20 protein-coding genes are annotated in these 22,416 nt (G+C 63.1%); 10 read left to right on the top strand and 10 right to left on the bottom strand.

Annotated elements, in window-relative coordinates:
• Positions 1 to 107: 107 nt before the first annotated feature.
• On the bottom strand, positions 108 to 2,552 hold the full coding sequence (locus tag EN861_RS15340; RefSeq protein ID WP_135864238.1) for a penicillin-binding protein 1A: 2,445 nt from the start codon (positions 2,550 to 2,552) through the stop codon (positions 108 to 110).
• A 212-nt stretch (positions 2,553 to 2,764) separates the two neighbouring features.
• On the bottom strand, positions 2,765 to 4,027 hold the full coding sequence (locus EN861_RS15335; protein ID WP_135864236.1) for an N-acetylmuramoyl-L-alanine amidase: 1,263 nt from the start codon (positions 4,025 to 4,027) through the stop codon (positions 2,765 to 2,767).
• 651 nt (positions 4,028 to 4,678) lie between these two features.
• On the opposite strand from EN861_RS15335, the gene EN861_RS15330 reads away from it, so the two are divergent.
• On the top strand, positions 4,679 to 7,654 hold the full coding sequence (locus EN861_RS15330) for a ribonuclease E/G (protein ID WP_135864234.1): 2,976 nt from the start codon (positions 4,679 to 4,681) through the stop codon (positions 7,652 to 7,654).
• Between the two features lie 97 nt (positions 7,655 to 7,751).
• On the opposite strand, the gene EN861_RS15325 is transcribed toward EN861_RS15330, so the two are convergent.
• The gene (locus EN861_RS15325) at positions 7,752 to 8,681 is read right to left on the bottom strand and encodes a glutaminase (RefSeq protein ID WP_127279912.1); all 930 of its coding nucleotides are present in this window, start codon (positions 8,679 to 8,681) and stop codon (positions 7,752 to 7,754) included.
• Positions 8,682 to 8,685: 4 nt separating this feature from the next.
• On the bottom strand, positions 8,686 to 9,834 hold the full coding sequence (locus tag EN861_RS15320) for an aminotransferase class I/II-fold pyridoxal phosphate-dependent enzyme (RefSeq protein WP_135864232.1): 1,149 nt from the start codon (positions 9,832 to 9,834) through the stop codon (positions 8,686 to 8,688).
• A gap of 147 nt (positions 9,835 to 9,981) precedes the next feature.
• On the opposite strand from EN861_RS15320, the gene EN861_RS15315 reads away from it, so the two are divergent.
• From EN861_RS15315 to aat, 6 genes are all read left to right on the top strand, one after another.
• The gene (locus EN861_RS15315) at positions 9,982 to 11,376 is read left to right on the top strand and encodes a M48 family metalloprotease (protein WP_127279914.1); all 1,395 of its coding nucleotides are present in this window, start codon (positions 9,982 to 9,984) and stop codon (positions 11,374 to 11,376) included.
• Between the two features lie 69 nt (positions 11,377 to 11,445).
• Positions 11,446 to 12,267: a DsbA family protein gene (locus EN861_RS15310; RefSeq protein WP_135864230.1), complete on the top strand. Its 822-nt coding sequence runs from the start codon at positions 11,446 to 11,448 to the stop codon at positions 12,265 to 12,267.
• A 145-nt stretch (positions 12,268 to 12,412) separates the two neighbouring features.
• A complete protein-coding gene (gene aroQ, locus EN861_RS15305; protein ID WP_127279916.1) occupies positions 12,413 to 12,847 on the top strand; it encodes a type II 3-dehydroquinate dehydratase in 435 nt (144 codons plus the stop codon).
• Positions 12,848 to 12,873: 26 nt separating this feature from the next.
• Positions 12,874 to 13,335: an acetyl-CoA carboxylase biotin carboxyl carrier protein gene (gene accB / locus EN861_RS15300; RefSeq protein ID WP_127279917.1), complete on the top strand. Its 462-nt coding sequence runs from the start codon at positions 12,874 to 12,876 to the stop codon at positions 13,333 to 13,335.
• A 10-nt stretch (positions 13,336 to 13,345) separates the two neighbouring features.
• Entirely contained in the window at positions 13,346 to 14,689 is a 1,344-nt protein-coding gene (gene accC / locus EN861_RS15295; RefSeq protein ID WP_127280307.1) for an acetyl-CoA carboxylase biotin carboxylase subunit, read from the top strand.
• Positions 14,690 to 14,701: 12 nt separating this feature from the next.
• A complete protein-coding gene (gene aat / locus EN861_RS15290) occupies positions 14,702 to 15,319 on the top strand; it encodes a leucyl/phenylalanyl-tRNA--protein transferase (RefSeq protein WP_135864227.1) in 618 nt (205 codons plus the stop codon).
• A gap of 10 nt (positions 15,320 to 15,329) precedes the next feature.
• Here aat and EN861_RS15285 read toward each other — a convergent pair whose 3' ends face one another.
• From EN861_RS15285 to EN861_RS15275, 3 genes are all read right to left on the bottom strand, one after another.
• Positions 15,330 to 15,713 carry a hypothetical protein gene (locus EN861_RS15285; RefSeq protein ID WP_135864226.1) on the bottom strand — a complete coding sequence of 128 codons (384 nt, stop codon included), beginning with the start codon at positions 15,711 to 15,713 and terminating at the stop codon, positions 15,330 to 15,332.
• Positions 15,714 to 15,775: 62 nt separating this feature from the next.
• Complete coding sequence (locus tag EN861_RS15280) at positions 15,776 to 16,372, bottom strand: DUF2155 domain-containing protein (RefSeq protein WP_127280304.1); 597 nt, start codon at positions 16,370 to 16,372, stop codon at positions 15,776 to 15,778.
• A 139-nt stretch (positions 16,373 to 16,511) separates the two neighbouring features.
• Positions 16,512 to 16,910: an NADH:ubiquinone oxidoreductase subunit NDUFA12 gene (locus tag EN861_RS15275; RefSeq protein ID WP_127280305.1), complete on the bottom strand. Its 399-nt coding sequence runs from the start codon at positions 16,908 to 16,910 to the stop codon at positions 16,512 to 16,514.
• A gap of 243 nt (positions 16,911 to 17,153) precedes the next feature.
• On the opposite strand from EN861_RS15275, the gene panB reads away from it, so the two are divergent.
• On the top strand, positions 17,154 to 17,996 hold the full coding sequence (gene panB, locus EN861_RS15270; RefSeq protein ID WP_127869413.1) for a 3-methyl-2-oxobutanoate hydroxymethyltransferase: 843 nt from the start codon (positions 17,154 to 17,156) through the stop codon (positions 17,994 to 17,996).
• Positions 17,993 to 18,844, top strand: coding sequence for a pantoate--beta-alanine ligase (gene panC / locus EN861_RS15265; RefSeq protein ID WP_127869414.1), 852 nt, complete (start codon positions 17,993 to 17,995; stop codon positions 18,842 to 18,844). Before panB ends, panC begins: the two co-directional genes overlap by 4 nt.
• Before the next feature lie 151 nt (positions 18,845 to 18,995).
• Here the strand turns inward: panC and EN861_RS15260 are convergent, their stop codons facing one another.
• From EN861_RS15260 to gatB, 3 genes are all read right to left on the bottom strand, one after another.
• A complete protein-coding gene (locus EN861_RS15260) occupies positions 18,996 to 19,694 on the bottom strand; it encodes an AIM24 family protein (RefSeq protein WP_127869718.1) in 699 nt (232 codons plus the stop codon).
• A gap of 150 nt (positions 19,695 to 19,844) precedes the next feature.
• Complete coding sequence (locus EN861_RS15255; RefSeq protein WP_135864224.1) at positions 19,845 to 20,339, bottom strand: GNAT family N-acetyltransferase; 495 nt, start codon at positions 20,337 to 20,339, stop codon at positions 19,845 to 19,847.
• A gap of 4 nt (positions 20,340 to 20,343) precedes the next feature.
• Complete coding sequence (gatB, locus tag EN861_RS15250; protein ID WP_135864222.1) at positions 20,344 to 21,843, bottom strand: Asp-tRNA(Asn)/Glu-tRNA(Gln) amidotransferase subunit GatB; 1,500 nt, start codon at positions 21,841 to 21,843, stop codon at positions 20,344 to 20,346.
• Positions 21,844 to 22,134: 291 nt separating this feature from the next.
• Between gatB and EN861_RS15240 the strand changes: the two genes are divergently transcribed.
• Complete coding sequence (locus EN861_RS15240; RefSeq protein WP_127280952.1) at positions 22,135 to 22,392, top strand: YjhX family toxin; 258 nt, start codon at positions 22,135 to 22,137, stop codon at positions 22,390 to 22,392.
• Positions 22,393 to 22,416: the final 24 nt, after the last annotated feature.

Genomic DNA, 22,416 nt, shown 5'->3' with positions numbered 1-22,416 from the left:
CTGTTGCTGAATGACGCTTCGGTCGGCGCGATACATAGGGACGGTGCCGCCATGTGTAAAGCGAAATGGGCCAGCCCGAGGCTGACCCATTTGGACGTTTGAATTCGTCAGTAAAGGCCGCCGCCGCCGTCCTGGATGGCCTGGTTGGCCTGCGGCGACAGGGCGCCGCCGGAAGCGTTGGAGCCATCGGCGCCCATGCCGATCACCCAGTAGCTGTCGGCGGGGCCGGTGCCCGGTTTGAAGGCCTCGATGATGGTGCCGGGATCGCCCGAGGATGCGCGCATGCCGGTCTTGCGGTTGATGGCGATCAGGTTCATGCCGTCAGGCACCTTGAAGTCGACATTGGGCGTGCCGTCCAGCGCCACGCGCATGAAATCCTTGAAGATCGGGGCCGCAAGACCACCGCCGGTGGCGCCATGGCCAAGGCCGCGCGGCGTGTCGTAGCCCATGTAGAGGCCGACCACGAGGTTCGGCGTGAAACCGATGAACCAGGCGTCCTTCTCGTCGTTGGTGGTGCCGGTCTTGCCGGCGATGTGGCGGCCAAGCTCGCCGATGGTGGCGCCGGTGCCGCGCTGGACGACACCTTCCATCATCGAGGTGATCTGGTAGGCGGTCATCGGATCGAGCACCTGCTCGGAATTGTCGACCAGTTCCGGCTCCGGCTGGTTCTTCCATTCAGGCGCGTTGCAGCCTTCGCAGCCACGCTCATCCTGCTTGAACACCGTCTTGCCGTAGCGGTCCTGGATGCGATCGATCAGCGACGGTTTGATCGACTTGCCGCCATTGGCCATGATCGAATAGGCCGAAACCATGCGCATGACGGTCGTCTCGCCCGAACCCAGCGCCATCGGCAGATATGGCGCCAGATGATCATAGACGCCGAAGCGCTCGGCATATTCGACGACCAGCTTCATGCCCATGTCATTGGCAAGGCGCACCGTCATCAGGTTGCGCGACTTCTCGATACCTGAGCGCAGCGTTGCCGGACCGGCGACCGTGCCGTCATAGTTCTTCGGCGTCCAGGTGGTGTTGCCGCTCTGGATGGTGATCGGTCCGTCCATGATCACCGAGGCCGGGGTATAGCCATTGTCGAGCGCGGCCGAATAGACGATCGGCTTGAACGAGGAGCCCGGCTGGCGCATGGCCTGGGTGGCGCGGTTGAATTCGGACTGCGAATAAGAGAAACCTCCGACCATGGCCAGCACGCGGCCGGTGTGCGGATCCATCGCGATCAGGCCGCCTTCCACCTCGGGAACCTGGCGCAAGCTGTAGGCATTGTCGGAACCGTCGTTCTTCTGGACGAAGATGACGTCGCCGGGCCTCAGCACGTCGGCCGGCGACTTTGCCTTGACCGTCTTGCCATCGACCAGATGGCGCATGGCGAAACCCATGTCGTCCTTGCTGACGGTGCCTTCGACGCGGTCCTTGACGATGTCGCCCGACGCCTGGCGCGCGGGCTGGAGGCCGATCGACAGGCCGGATGCCGAACTGTCGAGCACGACGGCAAGCGACCACTCGGGAACGTCTTCCAGCCCCTTGACGGCGCCCAATGGCACACCCCAGTCGCCGGAGACGTCGATCGTCTTCACCGGCCCGCGATAGCCGCGCAGAGTATCGTATTTCATCAATCCGTTCTGCATCGCCTTGCGGGCAATGAGCTGGACCTTCGGGTCAAGGGTGGTGCGAATCGACAGCCCGCCCTCATAAAGGGCGTTCTCGCCGTAGCGGGCGATGATCTGCCGACGAACCTCTTCCGTGAAATACTCGCCGGCGAAAAGGTAGGAGCCGGTGCGGCGCGGAGCAACGCCAAGCGGCTCGGCCTTCGCCTTCGCGCCCTCTTCGGGCGTAACGTAACCGTTTTCGACCATCTGGCCGATCACCCAGTTTCGCCGTTCAATTGCCCGGTCGGCGTGCTTGAAGGGATTATAGTTGGCCGGGCCTTTCGGGAGCGATGCCAGATAGGCGGCCTCGGCCACGGTCAGCTCGTTCACCGATTTATCGAAGTAGGTCAGTGCCGCACCGGCAACGCCATAGGCGTTGAAGCCGAAGAAAATCTCATTGAGATAGAGCTCAAGGATACGATCCTTGGAATAGGCCTGCTCGATGCGAAACGAAAGGATGGCTTCCTTGGCCTTGCGCTCCAGGGAGCGCTCGTTGGTGAGCAGGAAGTTCTTGGCAACCTGTTGGGTGATCGTCGAGCCGCCCTGCATGGGGCCACCCGAAACGTAAGTCATCACCGCTCTGCCCAACCCCGTTATGTCGACACCAGGGTGGCTGTAGAAGTTCTTGTCCTCCGCGGACAGGAAGGCAGCCTTGACGCGATCCGGGATGGCCTGGATTGGCAAATACAGGCGCCTTTCTCGTGCATACTCCGCCATCAGCGCGCCATCCGAGGCATGGATACGGGTGGTCACTGGAGGCTCGTACTTGGCCAGCACTTCGTAGTCGGGCAGATCCTTTGCCACATGGCCGATGTAGAGGGCAACGCCCGCCGCGGCCAGGAGGGCCAGCGTCGTGCCGATGCCGAAGAAATAGCCAATGAGACGAATCATACCCGCTCCAGTCCTTGGTTCGGGAATTTCCTAAACGAAGCCGCCTTCCACGCAAGCTTTCGAGCCGGTCCCAATCCGCAATCGAAAACCCATGTCGCCACCATGTGGACAAAATACGGCAGGGCCGCGTTTCGCGGCCGCAAGCCGGAAATAAAAAGCACCGGGTGTTGTCATCCCGCAACGCCGCCTGGTTGCAGGCGCCGCGGGTATCGTCAACCTCCGGTTCCAGGCCCGGCGCGCGCGGAAGCGAACAATGCGACGGCGTTGGTGATACTTTGCGCTGCCTTGCCGCGCCACTCGGTGTCGAGCAGTTGCGCCTCGTCCTTGGCGTTGGAGAGATAGCCGAGCTCGACCAGCACGGACGGCACGTCCGGGGCCTTCAGCACCTTGAACCCGGCCGAACGCTGCGGATTGTTGATAAGGCCGACGCTTGTCGAGAGCTGACCGACCAAAGTATGGGCAAAACTCATCGAGAAAGTGTGCGTCTCGCGCCGGATCAGGTCGATCAGGATGTCGGTCACTTCCTTGTTGTCGTCCTTGATGACCATGCCGGCGAACTGGTCGGACAGATTTTCACGGTCGGCAAGCGCCTGTGCTTCCGGATCGGAAGCCTTGTCGGAGACCGTATAGACAGTGGCGCCGCGGATACCCTTGACGCTGATCGTGTCGGCATGGATCGAAATCAGCAGATCGGCCTCATGCTGGCGGGCGATGCGCACGCGGTCGTCCAGGCGCAGGTATTCATCGGTATCACGGGTCATGAAGACATCGTATCTGCCGACCGCCGCGAGCTTGTCGCGCAGTTCCGTGGCAAAGGCCAGCGTGACGTTCTTCTCGATGGTGCCGTTCAGGCCTTCGGCACCGCCGTCCACGCCGCCATGGCCGGGGTCGATGACGACGGTGAACCGGTGGCCCGGATTGGAGACAGGTCCGGTGCCGACCCGGCCGCCCTTGTCGGTCGAAACCGTGGAACCGGTGGTCAGCGCCTGGTTGGCAAGGGCGGCATCAAATTCACGTTCGGAGGCCGCCGACATGTCGACGGCAATGCGGTAGCCGGTTCCGTTCTCATTCTTGAGCACATCGAGCTTGTCGACGGCGAATGGTCCCTTGCCGGTCAGAATCAGCCGCGCGACGCCCTCGCCGAGTTCGCCCAGCCGCACACCCTTGACCAGGCCACGCGGCTTCAAATCCTTGGCATCTACGGCAAATCGGGTGTTCGCAAGATCGATGACAAGGCGATTGGGCCCGCGCAGCAGGAACCATTTGACGTCAGGCTCGCGATCGAAATCCATGACGATGCGCATCCTGGTGGCATCGCCGGCCATTTTGTAGCCCCTCGCCACAAGCGTCGTGTCGGCGGCGCTGGCAAGCGTGGAAAAGGCAGACGAAAACACCACCAATAACACGAGGCAGAAGACACGGAGACTCTGGCCGCCAACACGACATCCCTTGTCTGTGAAGTCCGCCAGTCCCATCTCTCTTCCAGTCGCTCCCGGTTTGGCGCCCTGCGCCCGTTCATTTCATCGACACGCCGGTCAGGCCGCGAATTCGATTAACGATTGGTATCCAGAGAAGGTTAACCAAGCCTTTTCATGCAAGGTTCGGACCAGGCTTACGCTACGGAACCACTTTTTGCCGGCATCGGAAATCGGGGTTGCCTTCCAACCCGCCAAATCATAAAAGCGATGGTGGATCACTGCAATCCTGGAACCGCCCTCCTCCGCAGCTTCCTGCTACAGGGTCAGATGAAAGGCGGCTCCTTTCGCTTCACGCGAAAAGGCTTCAGGTGATTGCGACGAATTTCGCAGGTGTGCTCCCGTGGCGGGGGAATCGCCTGCGTGAGGAAAACGGCCGGGTTGTTCCCGCGCCGGCTCTGTATGAGCAAACAAGCTGGTCCGGTTTCCGGGCTTTGGTTCAAAAGGTTCTGCTGGTGACGATGGCTTCAAGCGCAATCATGGAAACGTCCGCATCAAACCGCGCCAATATGGCTGCGGGCGGCACCGCCATGACACGCAGGCACCGTCCGGCGGACGTTCAATTATCCGGCACCCACTCTCATCCAGACACACAGCAGCGGGCTTTGCCCCGCCAGCTGCGGCTGACGGCTGCCGGGGGGAAACGAAATAATGCCCAACAAAATGCTGATAGACGCCTCCCACCCGGAGGAAACACGCGTTGTCGTCGTACGCGGTAACCGTATCGAAGAATTCGACTTTGAATCGCAGGACAAGAAGCAGCTCAAAGGAAATATCTACCTCGCCCGCGTAACGCGCGTCGAACCCTCCCTTCAGGCAGCCTTTGTCGAATATGGCGGCAACCGTCACGGTTTTCTCGCCTTCAGTGAAATACACCCCGACTACTACCAGATTCCGGTCGCCGACCGTCAGGCACTGCTGCGCGCGGAAGCGCAGGAGGCCGAGGACGAAGAGAACGAGGACGGCGAAGGCGACGATCGCCAGAGCCGGGATCGCGGGCGGCGCGGTCGCCGGCGCGGCGGCAAGAGCCGCGACCGTGGTGAAAACAGGCGCGATGCCGGCACGGCCGATTCCGGCGAGGCAAACGAGGCCGCCGGCGAGACAGACGAAAACAACGACAATGGCGCGGATGCCGTCGCCGAGGACATGTCCAACGTTTCGGGAACCATGGAACCCGATGCCTCGGAACACGCCGGTGCATCCGAACGTGACGGTGCATCCGAAGCTAACGGGGCATCCGAAGATAACGGGGGTTCTTCCGAACAGGATGAAGGCGAAACCAGCGACGGTGGCCCCAAGTCGATCGCCGCCTCCGTCGAAGGCGACGTGATTTCCGAACCCGTGCCGCAGGCGGAACAGGGCAGCGAAGCCACTTCCGCCGACAATGACCGCGGGATGCTCGAGGAAGTATCCTCTTCCCATCCGGACGATCATGAGATCGAATCGGTTGGCGCCGAGGATGCGCTCGAGGAAGTGCGCAACCGCCGCAAGCCGGTGCGCCGCCAGTACAAGATCCAGGAAGTGATCAAGCGCCGGCAGATCCTGCTGGTGCAGGTCGTCAAGGAAGAGCGCGGCAACAAGGGTGCAGCGCTCACCACCTATCTGTCGCTTGCGGGCCGCTATTCGGTGTTGATGCCGAACACGGCGCGCGGCGGCGGCATTTCGCGCAAGATCACCAGCGCGGTCGACCGCAAGCGCCTCAAGGAGGTCGTCGCCGATCTCGAAGTGCCGCAAGGCATGGGCGTCATCCTGCGGACCGCCGGCGAGAGCCGCACCAAGGCGGAGATCAAGCGCGATTACGAATATCTGATGCGGCTGTGGGAGAACGTGCGCAATCTCACGCTCCAGTCCACCGCCCCTGCCCTCGTCTATGAGGAAGGCAGCCTGATCAAGCGTTCGGTGCGCGATCTCTACAACAAGGATATCGACGAGATCCTGGTTTCCGGCGACGAGGGCTACCGCGAAGCCAAGGACTTCATGCGCATGCTGATGCCGAGCCACGCTAAGGTGGTTCAGCCGTTCCGCGACACGACGCCGATCTTCGTGCGCAACGGCATCGAGGCGCAGCTCGACCGCATGCTGCAGCCGCAAGTGACGCTGAAGAGCGGCGGCTACATCATCATCAACCAGACCGAAGCGCTGGTCGCCATCGACGTCAATTCGGGACGCTCCACCAAGGAGCACTCGATCGAGGACACCGCGCTCCACACCAATCTGGAAGCGGCCGAGGAAGTCGCCCGCCAGCTCCGGCTGCGCGATCTTGCCGGCCTGATCGTCATCGACTTCATCGACATGGAGGAGAACCGCAACAACCGCTCCGTCGAGAAGCGGCTGAAGGATCACCTCAAGAACGACCGCGCCCGCATCCAGGTCGGCCGCATCTCGCATTTCGGCCTGATGGAGATGTCGCGTCAGCGCATCCGCGCCAGCGTGCTGGAATCGACCATGAAGCCATGCCCGCATTGCGGCGGCACCGGCCATGTGCGCTCCGATTCGTCGGTGGCGCTGATGGTGGTAAGGGCGATCGAGGAGTTCCTGCTCAAGGATTCGCGCAGCCACATCACGGTGCGCACGCCGGCCGCGACCGCGCTCTACGTGCTCAACCACAAGCGCGGCACGCTGGTGGAACTGGAAAGTCGCTTCGGCCTGACCGTCACCATCGAGGCCGACGATACGGTTGGTGCCCAGCACTACGCGATCTTCCGCGGCGCGCTGGCCGAAAAGCCGGAAGGTTTCGTCGAGGCGCGCAGCCTGCCGGCCTATGTCGAGCCGGAAGAGCCCGAGGACGAGATCGTCGTCGCCGAGGAGGAGGACGAAGCGCCGGTACAGGCCGAGCAGCCACGGCACGCCCAGCCGGCGCAGCATCAGCAGCCCAGATCCGGCGAGGAAGGCGAAGGCCGCGACCGCAAGCGCCGCAAGCGTCGCAGGCGGCGCGGCGGCAAGGATCGCGACCGCGAGCATGGAGCCCCGACCGACGGCGCGCCCCATTCCACCTCGGAGGACGGCCTCTCTGCGTCGGAAAGCGCAGCGGACCATGACGATGCCGAGCTGGACAACGAAGCTGCGGTCGCCGCAACGGAGACCGTCGAAACGGCGGAAGCATCCGACGATGGCCAAGGCAAGAAGCGCCGGCGCGGCAAGCGCGGCGGCAAGCGCAACCGTCGCGAAGACGGTGAAGGCGAGACGGAGGCGGCAGCCGGCGAAACGACCGAGCCTGCCGAGGCTGACGCTTCGCTAAGCGAGCCTGTGTCGATCGAGCCGGTGGCTGCGGCGGCCGCCGAAGAGCCGGCGGCTACTGTGAGCGACGAGGTGCCTAGCACCGAAAAGCCAAAGAAGCCGCGGCGCGCAGCCAAGCCCAAGAAGGCAGCCGCCGAGGCTGTGGCCGAGGAGCCGACCGCGGAAGCGGCCGTTCAGGCAGCCGCCGCGACGCCAGCCACGGCATCGGACGAGGCAGCGGTCGCCGGGGAGACACCGAAGGCCCGGCCATCACGCCGCAAGGCGGCAGCCGCCGATACACCTGTCGTACCGGTGGTTTCCTCGACCGTCGCCGATGAGCCGGAAGCCAAAGCCGAATCCGAAGAAAAGCCCAAGCGTGCCGGCTGGTGGCAGCGGAAAGGCTTTTTCTAGGCTTTTCAAATTCTTGAATTGATTTTCTGACAAAAAGAATCCCGCGCCGATCGAAACGAACGGCGCGGGATTTTTCATATCCGGCAGGTCGTGATCGCTATGGCGCGAAGATCGACCAGTTCATCATCCTGGCGAGCTTTTCCAGCGCGATCGAACCCAGCTTGGAATTGCCGTTGGCGTTGAGGCCGGGCGACCAGACGGCAAGCGAGGCGACCCCCGGCACGATACCCAATATACCGCCGCCAACGCCGCTCTTGCCGGGAATACCGACGCGGAAGGCGAAATCGCCGGAGCCGTCATAGTGGCCGCAGGTCAGCATCATGGCGCCGATGCGCCGCGCCCGCTCCGCCGACACCACCTGATACCCGGTCGCCGGGTTCTTGCCGCCATTGGCGAGGAAGCGACCGGCCATTGCCAGTTGCCGGCAGCTCATGGCGATGGCGCAATGATGGAAATAGACGCCCAGCGCCAATTCCGGCGCATGATGGAGATTGCCGAAGGATTTCATGTAATTGGCGAGTGCGAAGTTGCGGTAGCCGGTGGCCCGTTCGGAAGCCGCGACCTCGCGGTCGATGATGATGGTCTCGTCGTCGCAGAGGAACTGGATGAAGCGCAGGATCTCGCCGATCGCCTCGCGCGGCTGGTGGCCGGCAAGGAGGATGTCGGAAATGACGATAGCGCCGGCATTGATGAACGGATTGCGCGGAATGCCGTTCTCATGCTCGAGCTGGACAATCGAGTTGAACGGGTTGCCGGACGGCTCGCGCCCGACCCGCTTCCACAGCGCGTCGCCGACATTGCCGAGCGCCAGCGTCAGGGTAAACACCTTCGAGATGCTCTGGATCGAAAAAGCCTGGTCGGCATCGCCAGCCACCAGCACGCCGCCGTCATTGGTGACGGCCGCGATACCGAATTTCTTCGGATCGACCTTGCCCAGTTGGGGAATGTAGGTCGCGACATCGCCGCGATCGGTGCGTTCAGCCATTTCCGCCGCGACTTCCGCCAGCGCCTGTTCGAGCTCCGGCATGGCGCTACCTCAACCAGCGTTCGATGCGCGCCATCGCCTCGACGATGTCGTCGTGGCTGCCGGCATAGGAAAACCGCATCGTGCGGTGGCCCGCCCGGGTGTCGAAGTCACGGCCGGGCGTCGCCGCCACATGCGCCTCGGCCAGCATCTTGCGGGCAAAGGCCATGCTGTCATTGCTGTGCCGGGTGACATCGCAAAAGGCATAGAAGGCGCCATCCATGGGCGCCGCCAGGGGAAAACCCAGCTCCGGCAGGCGCTTCATCAGAAGCTCGCGATTCCAGGCATAGCGCCGCTTCACCGCTTGCAATTCCTCGGTTGCGGCAAAGGCCTCGATCGCCGCGATCTGCGACAGCTCCGGCGGCGAGATGTAGAGGCTCTGGGCGATGCGCTCTACCGGCCGCACGAGGTCTTCCGGCAACACCATCCAGCCGATGCGCCAGCCGGTCATGCAATAGTATTTCGAGAACGAGTTGATCACCGTCACGCTGTTGCTAAAGGCGAGTGCCGTGGTGTCTGGGGCGCCATAGGCCAGCCGATGATAGATCTCATCGGAAATGACGGCGATGCCGAGGGATTCCGCCATGGTGACCAGGGCCGCCAGTTCATCGGGCGGTATGACGGCGCCGGTCGGATTGGCCGGACTTGCAAACAGCACGCCCTTCAGAGGCTTCTCCCGATGCGCGGCCTGCAGATGGCCGGCATGCAAATAAGCCGCGTCGCCGAGCTCGATTTCGACCACGTCGATGCCAAGGGCTGCCATGATGTTGCGATAGGCGGGATAGCCGGGCGCGGCGATGGCGACCCGGTCGCCGGGATCGAACATCGCCAGGAAAGCGAGATTGAAGGCCGCCGACGATCCGGTGGTCACCGCGATCCGGCCAGGGTCGACATCGAGGCCGTAGTGATCCGCGTAATGCCCCGCGATCGCTTTGCGCAGCGGGGCCAGGCCCAAGGTGTCGGTATAGCCGATGCGTCCAACCTCCAGCGCCTTGGCCGCGGCGGCGCGAACCCCGACAGGCGCCGGATCGGATGGCTGGCCGACCGCCATGGAAATCACCGGCACGCCCTGTGCCTTCAGCCGGTTCGCTTCGGCCAGCACATCCATGGCGTGGAACGGCTCGACATTGCCGCGATGGGAGAGCGAAACGACCATTTTTACCCCTGTTGCGAGGATTGAGCGCGCCAGGTCCTGACGCATGCGCCGCACAAATGCCCGATTGATGTGAGGATCACAAGTTGAGGAAGTTTTTCAGGCGCCGACTTTTCATCTTTCGCCCGCTCGTCTACCAGTGGACACATTATGTTGAGCCGACCCAGATCGACGATTGCCCGGGCAGCGCGTGTCTTCGCGACGATCTCGCTTGCCGCCGCGGTTGCAGTGGCCGGTTCGGTGACCGCCTTCGCCCAGGGCGTGCCAGTGGTACGCGACGCCGAGATCGAAGCTCTGGTACGCGATTATGCACGGCCGATCTTCAAGGCGGCCGGGCTGGCGAATGACGGCATCGACATCGTGCTGGTCAATGATTCCAGCTTCAACGCCTTCGTCACCGGGCGCCGGCTGTTCATCAACACCGGCGCGCTGATGACGGCTGAAACACCGAATGAAATCATTGGTGTCATCGCGCACGAAGCCGGGCATATCGCCGGCGGCCACCAGCAGAAACTGCGCGAGCAACTCGAACGCGCCAAGACCATGGCCATCATCGCCACCTTGCTCGGTGCCGGCGCCATGGTCGCCGGCGCGACGACAAACAGCCGCGGCCTTGCCGGGGCCGGCATGGGCGTGGCGGCTGGCGGCGGCGAGATGGCGCAGCGCAGCATCCTCGCCTATCAGCGCACCGAGGAAATCACGGCCGACCGCTCGGCTATCACCTATCTCAATGCCACCGGCCAGTCCGGCATGGGCATGCTGAAGACCTTCCACCGCTTCCAGACCGCGCTGTCGCTGTCAGGCGCGCAGGTCGATCCCTACCGGATCAGCCATCCGATGCCGCAGGACCGCATCGCCAATCTCGAGGTGCTGGTCAAGCAGAGCCCCAATGTCGACAAGCTCGACGCGCCGACGCTGCAGCAGCGCCATGACATGATGCGGGTGAAGATTGCCGTCTACATGGAAGGCCAGGCCGCCGCGGCGCGGCTGATACAAAAGATGCGCGGCGGCATGGCGGCGCTATACGGCGATGCCCAGTCGACCTATCTCTACGGCAACCTCGACGCGGCGCTCGCCAAGACCAACGCCCTGATCAAGGCGCAGCCCAAGAATGCCTACTTCCAGGAACTGCGCGGCGATATATTGATGAAGGCGAACAAGCCTAGGGATGCGGCCGACGCCTACGCCAAGGCTGTCAGCCTCGATCCGGCACGGTCCGGCCTGCTGCCTGTCTCGCTTGGCCAGGCGCTGATGGCGGTCGGCACGCCCGACTCGCTCAAGAAAGCTGTCGTGCAGATCAACAATGGCCTGGGGCGCGACAAGGAAAACTCCACCGGCTATCGTTATCTGGCGCAGGCTTACGGCGAGCTGGGAGACATACCGGGCGCCGAGCTTGCCACCGCCGAAGGCCATTTCTATTCCGGTAACTACAAGGATGCGAAGATCTTCGCCATGCGGGCGCAACAGCAGATGAAGCGCGGCGAGCCGCGCTGGATACGCGCCCAGGACATCATAAACTACAAATCATCAGGCAAGAGCCAGTAAACTCATGAACCCTCCGGCCGTGTGCTGCGACACAGCCAGACCGGAAAACAGGCAGAAGGAACGAGAACGATGAAGAAGGCACTGCTGCTGTGCACCACGGGGGTTGCGGTCGCCCTTGCCATGCTGGCTTTCGGTTTCGTGGCCGGCAATCCGCAGGTTGCGAAGGCCGGAACGGCGCAGCCTGCCCAGACGGCGCAGCCTGCCCAGTCGGCCGTGGCCGATACCAAAATCGACCGCGCCGAGGTCGAGGGAATCATCCGCGACTATCTCCTGAAGAATCCGGAAGTGCTGCTCGAAGTGCAGGACGCACTCGAGGCCAAGCAGAAGGAGGAGCAGCGGCTCGCGGCGCTCGGCGTCATCAAGAACGCCAAGGACCAGATCTTCAACTCCACCTTCGACGGCGTCGTCGGCAACCCGAACGGCAAGGTAACGATCGTCGAGTTCTACGACTACAATTGCGGCTTCTGCAAACGCGCCATCGAGGATATGCGGGCCCTGACCAAGTCAGATCCGGATCTGCGTTTCGTGCTCAAGGAATTCCCGATCCTCGGCCCGGATTCGCAGAAGGCCAGCGTCGTTTCGATGGCGTTCCACCTGATGATGCCGGAGAAGTACGGCGAGTTCCACAATGCGCTGCTCGGCGGCCAGGGGCGCGCCACCGAGGCAACCGCGATCAAGATCGCACTTTCGCTCGGCGCCGACGAGGCGACGCTGCGCGAGAAGATGAAGGACGCGTCGATCCCCGAGGCCTTCTCCAAGACTTACGATCTTGCCAACAAGCTGCAGATCACCGGAACCCCTTCCTACGTCGTCGGCAACGAGGTCGTGTTCGGGGCGCTCGGGCAGGAAGTGCTTGCCGAAAAGATCGAGGCGGCGAAAGCCGCGCTTTGACCGGCGAGTGGTTTTCTTCACGGGCACGTTTCGGCCTGTTGTGGACAGTGAAAGAACGCACTTGCGCTCTTTCCGCGGGCGACTATGCCCGGTATAGAGGCCCAGCGCGCCGGCTTGACGTCGGCGCCGGAAAAGGTCGACTTTTTTGAAAACGGTTTTCGTCCTGAACGGTCCCAATCTCAACGCGCTCGGCAAGCGCGAGCCGGGCATCTATGGCGGCAAGACGCTCGCGGCCATCGCCGACGACTGCAAGCAGGCAGGCAAAGCGCTCGGGATCGAGATCGATTTCCGCCAGTCGAACCATGAAGGCGATCTTGTCGACTGGATCCAGGAAGCCGGCGACAAGGCCGCCGGCATCGTCATCAATCCAGGCGCCTACAGCCATACCTCGATTGCCATCCACGACGCCATCCGCTCGATCGCGCCGCTGCCGGTCGCCGAAGTTCACCTTTCCAACATCCACGCGCGGGAACCGTTCCGCCACGTCTCCATGGTCGCGCCGGTCGCTGTCGGCATGATCTGTGGCTTTGGGCCGCTCGGCTACACGCTGGCGCTGCAAGCGCTGGCCGCACGCCTATGACCGGCCAACAAACAGAAGGCTCGAAAATGTCGATAAAGAAGACCGGTGTTGACCAGCAACTGATCCGCGATCTGGCGGGCATACTGAACGACACCAACCTGACCGAGATCGAGGTTGAACTCGGCGACCTGAAGGTACGGGTGTCACGGCAGGCGCCTACCGTCCATGCGATCGCCGCACCGCAACCGGCCTATGCGCCGGCAGCGGCATCCCAATCTGCCGCCGTGGCTGCCCCGGCCGCGGTCGACGTGTCCAAGAACGCCGTCCCTTCGCCCATGGTCGGTACTGCCTACCTGGCGCCGTCGCCGGACGCCAAGCCGTTCATCGAGGTCGGCCAGAAGGTCAAGGAAGGACAGACGCTCTTGATCATCGAGGCGATGAAGACGATGAACCAGATTCCCTCGCCGCGCGCCGGCACGGTGACGGCGATCCTGTTCGAGGACGCGACGCCGGTCGAATACGGCATGCCGCTTGTCGTGATCGAGTAGAGCGAGCCGGATGTTCCAGAAGATCCTCATCGCCAATCGCGGCGAAATCGCACTTCGGGTGCTGCGCGCCTGCAAGGAACTCGGCATCCAGACGGTGGTGGTGCATTCGACCGCCGATGCCGACGCCATGCATGTGCGGCTGGCCGACGAAAGCGTGTGCATCGGTCCGCCGCCGTCGCGCGACAGCTATCTCAACATCCACCAGATCGTCGCGGCCTGCGAGATCACCGGCGCCGACGCCGTGCATCCGGGCTACGGTTTCCTGTCGGAGAACGCCAAGTTCGCCGACATCCTGGCGGCGCACAACATCACCTTCATCGGTCCGTCCGGCGACCATATCCGCGTCATGGGCGACAAGATCGAGGCCAAGCGCACCGCAAAGCGCCTTGGCATTCCGGTGGTGCCCGGCTCCGACGGTGCGGTGACCGAGGAAAAGGAAGCCAGGCGGATCGCCGCCGAGATCGGCTATCCCGTCATCATCAAGGCGTCGGCCGGCGGCGGCGGACGCGGCATGAAAGTGGCGCATACCGAGGCGGACCTCGAAATCGCCCTGCAGACGGCGCGCTCGGAGGCCGGCGCGGCCTTTGGCGACGACGCGGTCTACATCGAGAAATACCTGGAGAAGCCGCGCCACATCGAGGTGCAGGTGTTCGGCGACGGCTTCGGCGGCGGCGTGCATTTCGGCGAACGCGACTGCTCGCTGCAGCGGCGCCACCAGAAAGTCTGGGAAGAGGCCAATTCGCCGGCGCTCAACGCCGAGGAACGGTCGCGCATCGGCGGCATCTGCGCCAAGGCGATTGCCGATCTCGGCTATTCGGGCGCCGGAACGATCGAGTTCCTGTACGAGAACGGCGAGTTCTATTTCATCGAGATGAACACGCGTCTCCAGGTCGAGCATCCGGTGACGGAAGCGATCACCGGCATCGATCTGGTCCACGAGCAGATCCGCGTCGCTTCCGGCGGCGGCCTTTCGGTCAAGCAGGAAGACATCAAGTTCAACGGCCACGCCATCGAATGCCGCATCAATGCCGAGGATCCGCGCACCTTCACCCCCTCGCCCGGCACGATCACCCATTTTCATACGCCCGGCGGCCTCGGAATCCGCGTCGATTCCGGTGTCTACTCCGGCTACAAGATCCCGCCCTACTATGACAGCCTGATCGGCAAGCTGATCGTGCATGGGCGCAACCGAGTCGAATGCATGATGCGGCTGCGCCGGGCGCTCGACGAATTCGTCGTCGACGGCATCAAGACGACGTTGCCGCTGTTTCGCGATCTCGTCGGCAATGCCGACATCGCCAACGGCGACTACGACATCCATTGGCTGGAAAAATATCTGGCCAAGGGCGAATAGCGCGGGGACGCGATGACCCGTCCATACGCGCCAGGCTATCGCATCCCCACCGACCTTCTGCTCAAGGCATACGCCTCGGGCGTGTTCCCGATGGCCGAAAGTGCTGGTGACCCGGAAGTGTTCTGGGTGCGCCCGGAAAAGCGCGGCATCATTCCGCTCGAGGGCTTTCACACGCCCAAAAGCCTGCAGAAGACGATCCGCAGGCACCCGTTCGACATCCGTTTCGACTTCGACTTCGAGGCGACGATCGACGGCTGCGCCGAAAAGCGCGAGGAGCGCCGCTCGACCTGGATCAACGCGCCGATCCGCGAAGCCTATGTGCAACTGCACCGGATGGGACACTGCCATTCGGTCGAGGCATGGCGGGGGGGGCGTCTGGTCGGCGGGCTCTATGGGGTCTCGCTCGGGCGGGTGTTTTTCGGGGAAAGCATGTTTTCCAAAGAGACGGACGCGTCGAAGATCTGTCTCGTGCATCTCGTCGAGCGCCTGAAGGCACGCGGCTTCGCGCTCCTCGATACGCAGTTCACCACCGAGCACCTCAAGCGCTTTGGCGCTGTCGACGTGCCGCGCGGCAAGTATGAAAAGATGCTGGCCGACGCGCTCAAGGGTGAAGCGATCTTCTTTCCGTAGGGATCAAGCCCTACTTGGGCGCAGCCTCGATCGGCGTCTGCGCATGGAACATCATCTTCCAACCGTTGACGCGGTGGACATAGCCGGTGCTGACCAGTGCGGCGTAGGGTTCGCCATTCTCGCGCGTCGCATGCGCCTCGTAGGTCAGCATGACGATGTCGCTGCCCGGCTCGATTATGCCCTTGAGCTCAATCTCGAGATCGCGCCAGCGGTTGGGCTTGGTCGCGGTCTCGGCCAGATCGGCATTATCCATCGCCTTGGCCATCCGCGGAAACGCCACCAGGCATTCGGTGTCCGCGTTGGCGGCGTAGTAGGCACTGTCACCCGTCCAGAACCCCTTTTCGAGTTCCAACAACTCGGCCTTGTTGGCCATGATCCGCTTGCTGTCCGACATAGCATATCCTCCGGGCACGTCTTGATGCTCCAACGCGCGCCCGCCATGGCGGTTCCAAGAGATCAGTTGGCGGTGGTCGTGTCCGGTTCCGCGGCGTCGTCCGGCTGTGCCGCGTCCGGAGTGACCGGGGGCTTGGGCCTGGCCGAGGCGGGCTTGGTCGCGGCCGGCTTCGAGGCGTCGGCTTTCGCTCCGTCGGCCTTGCCAGCATCAGGCGCCGGTACATCCGACTTCTGCTTGCATTCCTTCAGCCAGACGTCATAGACGGCGTGCTCGACGGCATTGAGGCCAGGGCTTTCGGCAAACATCCAGCCGGTGAAGATGCGGCGGATCTTGCGGTCGAGCGTGATCTCGTCGACCTCGACGAAGGAATCGGTCTTCGGCTCCTCGTTCTCCGGCCGGGAATAGCAGACGCGTGGCGTCACCTGCAGGGCGCCGAATTGCACCGTCTCGTCGATATAGACATCGAAGGTGATGATGCGGCCGGTGATCTTGTCGATACCGGCGAACTCGGCGACCGGGTTGGCAATGCGATCCGATCCCGCTGCCGCTGGCGGCGCCGGGGCGGCAGGTGTGGGTGAAGCCGCAAAGGCGACGGTGCTGACGGCGAGGCTGGCGGCTAGCGTCAGACCGCCTGTCGATATCAGGTTGAAAAAGCTCATGCAGGGGTACCGGTGGTTCGCGCCCAGGTGATTCCATCGATCGCCAAGGCTAGTCGCCGTTTTCTGATCAGCAAGCAGCTAAACACCAATTGTGGCGATAAAGGACCGGCCTGCACCTTACGGTTACAAACCCGCGCCGTTACGACCCCGGCGTCCAGGCGTCGTAGTCGCCGGTGACCTGCGGGCGATGTTGGTTGGTCAGCACCGAGCCCTTCGGGCGATAGGCCGCGGGCGTGCCGGTCAGATTGGGCAGGTGCGGCTTTTGCCAGTCGCGCGGCCGGTAGTCGTCGCTGGGGGGAGCGACATCGACACGATGGTGAATCCAGCCGTGCCAGCCCGGCGGAATGGCCGACGCTTCCGAATAGTTGCGGTAGATGACCCAACGGCGCGTACGGCCTTCCGAATCGATACCGCCTTCATAGTAGACATTGCCGGCCTCGTCCTGGCCGACCCTCTTGCCGTACCGCCAGGTGTGCAGGCGCGTTCCCAGCGTCTGGCTGTTCCACCAGGTGAAAAACTGCGTCAGGAAAGTCTTCATCTCAGAACCCTCGCGCTGGTGGCGCCCGTTTCCTGCTTATGGCGTCAGGCCCTCGGGAAGGCAAGGGTTTTGCCGCGGGAGCGCGCAAATGGCGCGCCAGGGACCCGACACAAGCCTGTGATCCCTGGGCCTGTGATCCCTGGGGTGGCCGGATGCACGCTTGCCAAGCCTTGCCGCTCTTTCTAAAGCTCTGCGCGCCCAGGCGGAAATCCTCTCCGCCTCGGGGGCTAAAGGAGGCGACGATTGGCCACGCAATTGCCGACCACCGACATTCGCATCGGTGCCGACCTGATTCGCCGCCGCAAGGGCGGCACGCCGATCGTCTGCCTCACCGCCTACACCTACCCGATCGCCCGCCTGCTCGATCCCCATGTCGACCTGCTCCTGGTCGGCGACAGCGTCGCCATGGTCCTGCATGGCCATGAGACGACGCTGGGCGCCTCGCTGGAGATGATGATCGCGCACGGCCAAGCCGTGATGCGGGGCTCGGCCAGGGCCTGCGTCGTCGTCGACATGCCGGCCGGCACCTATGAGGATTCAGCCGCGCAAGCCGTGGCCTCGGCGCGGCGCATCGTTGGCGAGACCGGTTGCCAGGCGGTGAAACTCGAGGGAGGCGTCGACATGGCCGCTCAGATCGCGGCGATCGTGGCCGCCGGTATCCCGGTCATGGGCCATATCGGCCTGCAGCCGCAATCGGTCGAGAAAGACGGCGGCTACAAAATCAAGGGCCGGACGGACGAGAATGTTGCCGCCCTGATCGCCGACGCGCTCGCGGTCGAGAAGGCCGGCGCGTTTTCCCTGGTCATTGAAGGAACGATCGAGACGGTCGCCGCGGACATCACCGGCCGCATCGCCATTCCAACCATCGGCATCGGCGCCAGCAGCGAGTGCGACGGCCAGATCCTGGTCATCGACGACATGGTCGGGCTGACCGTCGACCGGGTGCCTAAATTCGTCAAGCAATACGCCGATCTGCGCAGCGTGATCGCGCATGCCGCCGAGCGCTACGCATCGGAGGTACGGGACCGCGAATTCCCCGGCCGTGCCCATGTCTTTTCAAAAACAAATGGCGGGGATGAAGCATGAGCCGGCCCGACGTCGTCGACAGCGTTGCCGAGCTTCGCGCACGCATCCGCGACTGGCGGCGCGATGGGCAGCGCATCGCCTTGGTGCCAACCATGGGCGCATTGCATGACGGGCATCTTTCGCTGATCAAGATCGCCCTCGAAAGAGCCGATCGATGCGTGGTGTCGATCTTCGTCAATCCGACGCAGTTCGCGCCGAGCGAGGATCTCGACAAATACCCGCGCCAGGTGGCCCGCGACCTCGATATGCTGACGATGGCCAAGGCCGATCTCGCCTTCACGCCTGATGTCAACGAGATGTATCCCCCCGGTTTTGCGACGAAAATCTCGGTCGGCGGCCCGTCAGCCGGGCTCGAAACGGACTTTCGACCCACCTTTTTCGATGGCGTCGCCACAGTGGTGGCCAAGCTTCTCCTGCAGGCCGCACCCGACTTCGCCATCTTTGGCGAAAAGGATTATCAGCAGCTTTGCGTCGTCAAGCAGCTTTGCCGCGACCTCGACCTGCCCGTCGAGATCATCGGCGCACCGACCATTCGCGACGCGCATGGCCTCGCCATGTCGTCACGCAACGCCTATCTCGATGAAGCCGAACTCCAGACCGCCCGCCAGTTCAACCTTATCCTGCGCAAGGCGGCAACGGCGCTGGCGGCGGGCGCAGGTCAGGAAGAAACGATCGCCGAAGCAAGCCGAGCCCTGATCGTCGCCGGCTTCCAGAAAGTCGATTATGTCGAGGCCCGAGAAAGCCTGACACTTGCGCCATGGCGGCACGACCGAATGGGCCGCGTCCTCGCCGCCGCCTGGCTGGGAAAAACCAGGCTGATCGACAATGTGGACGTTTCCACCGCCTGATCGGCGTTCGCGCTATCGATTGCTGTTTGCAGTCTCAACGCTGCCGGCGCCAGGCACACAGCGGAAACTCGAATTGCTGATACGCGAACTGTCGCCACCTGCGACCGCGCCGATCCTGGCCTTCACCCGTCCCGCTTGCGGCTCCCCCAGCCTACTCCTCGGTCGGCATATGCAGGTACATTGACTGGATGCCGACCCTGCCGGGGCCGGTGAAGCGGTTGACGATGAAATTCATGTTGGCACCGAAGAAGCCGCTCGACAGCCGGTCGATCTTGGTTTCCATCCTGACCGAGGCATCCTTGAACAGCCAGCCGCCGGGTTCGATGTCGATGGTTTCGCCCGGAGCGAGCGTCTTTTCAAAAACGTTGCCGTAGCCGTGCAGCCAGACGATGCCGTCCCCAGTATCGCCGCGAAACCGGTCGATGAAGAAGCCGCTCTGGCCGAACAGCATTGTCGCCAGGCCGCGTACACGCTCGAACGTGTAGTCGACATTGCCGGTGGCGGCCAGGAACTGGTGCTCGCGCACCTGGATCTCCTCGCCTTGCCGCAGGTGAATCGGCACGATGTGACCGGGTCCGTCGCGGCTGAAGGCGATGACGCCCGCTCCCGACGCCTCGGTGACGAAGATCTGCATGCCGGCCATCATGCGCTTCAGCGCCCCCTTCAGCGATTTCAGGCCGATGGTGATCGTGGAATTTTTCCACAGCAGGATGTGGTGCTCGAAATAGACAGGCATCCGCGTCACGTCGACGGAAAGCACAGGCACCAGTTCGCCCGCTATGTGATAGGTGACGCCGCCAAAGGTTTCGTCCGACACCTCGGTCGGCATCAGTTCCGGCAGGCTTGGCATGGTTCCCCCCAAGCCGTCCCGCGCGCGTCGGTTTATTCCGGCTTCGAGCGGGTCGGCCTGAGCACCTTTGGTGGCGGACATCAGGGCCGTCAAACGAAAACGGAGCCCGGGGCGGGCGCTCGCGCGAAGGTGATCACGCCGCCACGGTGGTCAGGCAGCAAGTACCCGTTCATAGATCAACGCCGGGATGGCCGAACCGGCGGAGCCGCAATTGTCGGTGCGGCCGGCCTGGACGAAGCCATTGGCCCGATAGAAGGCTACGGCGCGGGTGTTCTTCTCTTCCACTTCGAGCCGAATCCCATGGGCTTCCGGAAAACTCTCGATGATTTCGTCGAGCAGCATGCCGCCGATGCCTCGGCCCTGCAGCGCAGGAAGCACATAGAGCTGCCTGAGCATAACCACACCGCCGTCACCGACGGCTTCGGCAAAGGCCATGCCGCCAATGCGCTTGCCGTCATCGGCAACGAGGAACTCGCTGCTCGGCTTGACCAGCCTGGCCTTCAAAGAAGCGACGGAGTGCCATTCATTGGTGATCTCGGTGACCCGTTCGGCGCCGTAGATCGCGTCATAGGTGGCATGCCATGTTTCGACTAGCAACGCCCGGACGGCTGCGAGGTCGCGATCCCCGGCGGTGCGGACGAACATGCCTTTACTCGATGCCCAGCTTGGCCTTGACGAGATCGTTGACGGCCTGCGGATTGGCCTTGCCGCCGGTCGCCTTCATCACCTGGCCGACGAACCAGCCGGCCATGGTCGGCTTGGCGCGTGCCTGCTCAACCTTGTCGGGATTGGCCGCGATCACCTCGTCGACCGCCTTCTCGATGGCGCCGGTGTCGGTGACCTGCTTCATGCCACGGCTTTCGACCAGTTGGCGAGGATCACCACCCTCGCTCCAGACGATCTCGAACAGGTCCTTGGCGATCTTGCCGGAGATGGTGCCTTCCTTGATCAGGTCGATGACCGCACCGAGTTGGTCGGGCGAAACCGGAGCGGATTCAATGTCCTTGCCGGCTTTGTTGAGAGCGCCCAGCAGATCGTTGATGACCCAGTTCGCGGCGAGCTTGCCATCGCGCCCGGCCGCTACCTTCTCGAAATAATCGGCGATCGGCTTTTCCGACACCAGGATCGCTGCGTCGTAGGTCGAGAGGCCGAGCGAGGAGATCAGCCGCGCCTTCTTGTCGTCGGGCAGTTCCGGCAATGCCTTGGCCAGGGCGTCGACATAGGCCTGGTCGAATTCCAGCGGCAGAAGATCCGGATCGGGGAAGTAGCGGTAGTCGTGCGCCTCTTCCTTGGAGCGCATCGAGCGCGTCTCGCCCTTGACGGCATCGAACAGCCGCGTTTCCTGATCGATCTTGCCGCCGTCCTCGAGGATAGCGATCTGCCGGCGCGCCTCGTAGTCGATGGCCTGGCCGATGAAGCGGATCGAATTCATGTTCTTGATTTCGCAGCGGGTGCCGAATTCGCCCCCTGGCCGGCGCACCGAGACGTTGACGTCGGCACGCAGCGAGCCTTCGTCCATGTTGCCGTCGCAGGTGCCGAGATAGCGCATGATGGTGCGCAGCTTGGTCACATAGGCCTTGGCCTCGTCGCCGGAGCGCAGGTCGGGTTTCGACACGATCTCCATCAGCGCCACGCCGGAGCGGTTGAGGTCGACATAGGACATGGTCGGGTGCTGGTCGTGGATCGACTTGCCGGCATCCTGCTCCAGGTGCAGGCGCTCGATGCCAACCTCGATGTCCTCGAACTCGCCCTGGCGGTCGGGACCGACGGAAACGATCACCGTGCCCTCGCCGACGATCGGCTGTTTGAACTGCGAGATCTGGTAGCCCTGCGGCAGGTCCGGATAGAAATAATTCTTCCGGTCGAAGACCGACTTGTGGTTGATCGCCGCCTTCAGGCCCAGGCCGGTGCGGATCGCCTGCTTGACGCATTCCTCGTTGATGACGGGCAGCATGCCGGGCATTGCCGCATCGACTAGGCTGACATTGGCATTGGGCGCAGCCCCGAATGCGGTCGAGGCGCCGGAGAAGAGCTTTGCCTCCGAGATGACCTGAGCGTGAACCTCAAGGCCGATAATGATCTCCCAGTCGCCGGTGGCACCTGATATCAGGCGTTTTGCGTCGGGTGTACGGGTATCGATGATGCTCATGGCCTGCCGTCAAATTCCGGATGATTGCCGAATGCGCTGCACATTCAGCAGGTACAAATCGTACCCGCTTCGCTAGTGCAAACTGCCAGAAGAGACAAGCGCAAAGCCTCGGTATGGCCTTCCCAGCCATTTTCGCCTATAGGACGCTCATCCCAATGGAGAGTGGATGTCCACTTACGCTCAGTCCCGGTAAGGCCCTGACCTCTCGATGAGGCAGGGCAGAAAACCTGAAACCCCGTGCCGCGAAGCTTCGCGGCGGCGGCATTTTTCGTTTTCCCGGAAACTCTTCACATGGATATTTCGCGTACTGAACAGCGCATCCTGCACCTGCTCGCGCAGGGCGGACGCATTGAAATCGAAAAGAACGACAAGAAAAGGATCGCTTCCGTCAAATGCCTGACCCGCGACGGCTGGCATTATCCTGACGTCGATCTCGACCTGTTTCGAAAATTGAAACGCAAGAAGGCGGTTTCGTCGTCGGGCGGCGGGCCCTACCGCATCACAAGGCGCGGGCTCGCACTCGTCCGCTCCGAACTCGACAACAGATAGACCAGGGTTCCGCCGGTCGGCCCT

This window comes from Mesorhizobium sp. M8A.F.Ca.ET.218.01.1.1 (genome assembly GCF_004791165.1).
Lineage (GTDB): Bacteria > Pseudomonadota > Alphaproteobacteria > Rhizobiales > Rhizobiaceae > Mesorhizobium.
This window is presented reverse-complemented; position numbering and strand designations above follow the sequence as displayed.

Excerpts from the sequence above, each read along its gene's own strand:
- EN861_RS15340 (WP_135864238.1), bottom strand. The coding sequence starts at position 2,552 with ATGATTCGTCTCATTGGCTATTTCTTCGGCATCGGCACGACGCTGGCC.
- EN861_RS15335 (WP_135864236.1), bottom strand. The coding sequence starts at position 4,027 with ATGGGACTGGCGGACTTCACAGACAAGGGATGTCGTGTTGGCGGCCAG.
- EN861_RS15330 (WP_135864234.1), top strand. The coding sequence starts at position 4,679 with ATGCCCAACAAAATGCTGATAGACGCCTCCCACCCGGAGGAAACACGC.
- EN861_RS15325 (WP_127279912.1), bottom strand. The coding sequence starts at position 8,681 with ATGCCGGAGCTCGAACAGGCGCTGGCGGAAGTCGCGGCGGAAATGGCT.
- EN861_RS15320 (WP_135864232.1), bottom strand. The coding sequence starts at position 9,834 with ATGGTCGTTTCGCTCTCCCATCGCGGCAATGTCGAGCCGTTCCACGCC.
- EN861_RS15315 (WP_127279914.1), top strand. The coding sequence starts at position 9,982 with ATGTTGAGCCGACCCAGATCGACGATTGCCCGGGCAGCGCGTGTCTTC.
- EN861_RS15310 (WP_135864230.1), top strand. The coding sequence starts at position 11,446 with ATGAAGAAGGCACTGCTGCTGTGCACCACGGGGGTTGCGGTCGCCCTT.
- accB (WP_127279917.1), top strand. The coding sequence starts at position 12,874 with ATGTCGATAAAGAAGACCGGTGTTGACCAGCAACTGATCCGCGATCTG.
- accC (WP_127280307.1), top strand. The coding sequence starts at position 13,346 with ATGTTCCAGAAGATCCTCATCGCCAATCGCGGCGAAATCGCACTTCGG.
- aat (WP_135864227.1), top strand. The coding sequence starts at position 14,702 with ATGACCCGTCCATACGCGCCAGGCTATCGCATCCCCACCGACCTTCTG.
- EN861_RS15285 (WP_135864226.1), bottom strand. The coding sequence starts at position 15,713 with ATGTCGGACAGCAAGCGGATCATGGCCAACAAGGCCGAGTTGTTGGAA.
- EN861_RS15280 (WP_127280304.1), bottom strand. The coding sequence starts at position 16,372 with ATGAGCTTTTTCAACCTGATATCGACAGGCGGTCTGACGCTAGCCGCC.
- EN861_RS15275 (WP_127280305.1), bottom strand. The coding sequence starts at position 16,910 with ATGAAGACTTTCCTGACGCAGTTTTTCACCTGGTGGAACAGCCAGACG.
- panC (WP_127869414.1), top strand. The coding sequence starts at position 17,993 with ATGAGCCGGCCCGACGTCGTCGACAGCGTTGCCGAGCTTCGCGCACGC.
- EN861_RS15260 (WP_127869718.1), bottom strand. The coding sequence starts at position 19,694 with ATGCCAAGCCTGCCGGAACTGATGCCGACCGAGGTGTCGGACGAAACC.
- EN861_RS15255 (WP_135864224.1), bottom strand. The coding sequence starts at position 20,339 with ATGTTCGTCCGCACCGCCGGGGATCGCGACCTCGCAGCCGTCCGGGCG.
- gatB (WP_135864222.1), bottom strand. The coding sequence starts at position 21,843 with ATGAGCATCATCGATACCCGTACACCCGACGCAAAACGCCTGATATCA.
- EN861_RS15240 (WP_127280952.1), top strand. The coding sequence starts at position 22,135 with ATGGATATTTCGCGTACTGAACAGCGCATCCTGCACCTGCTCGCGCAG.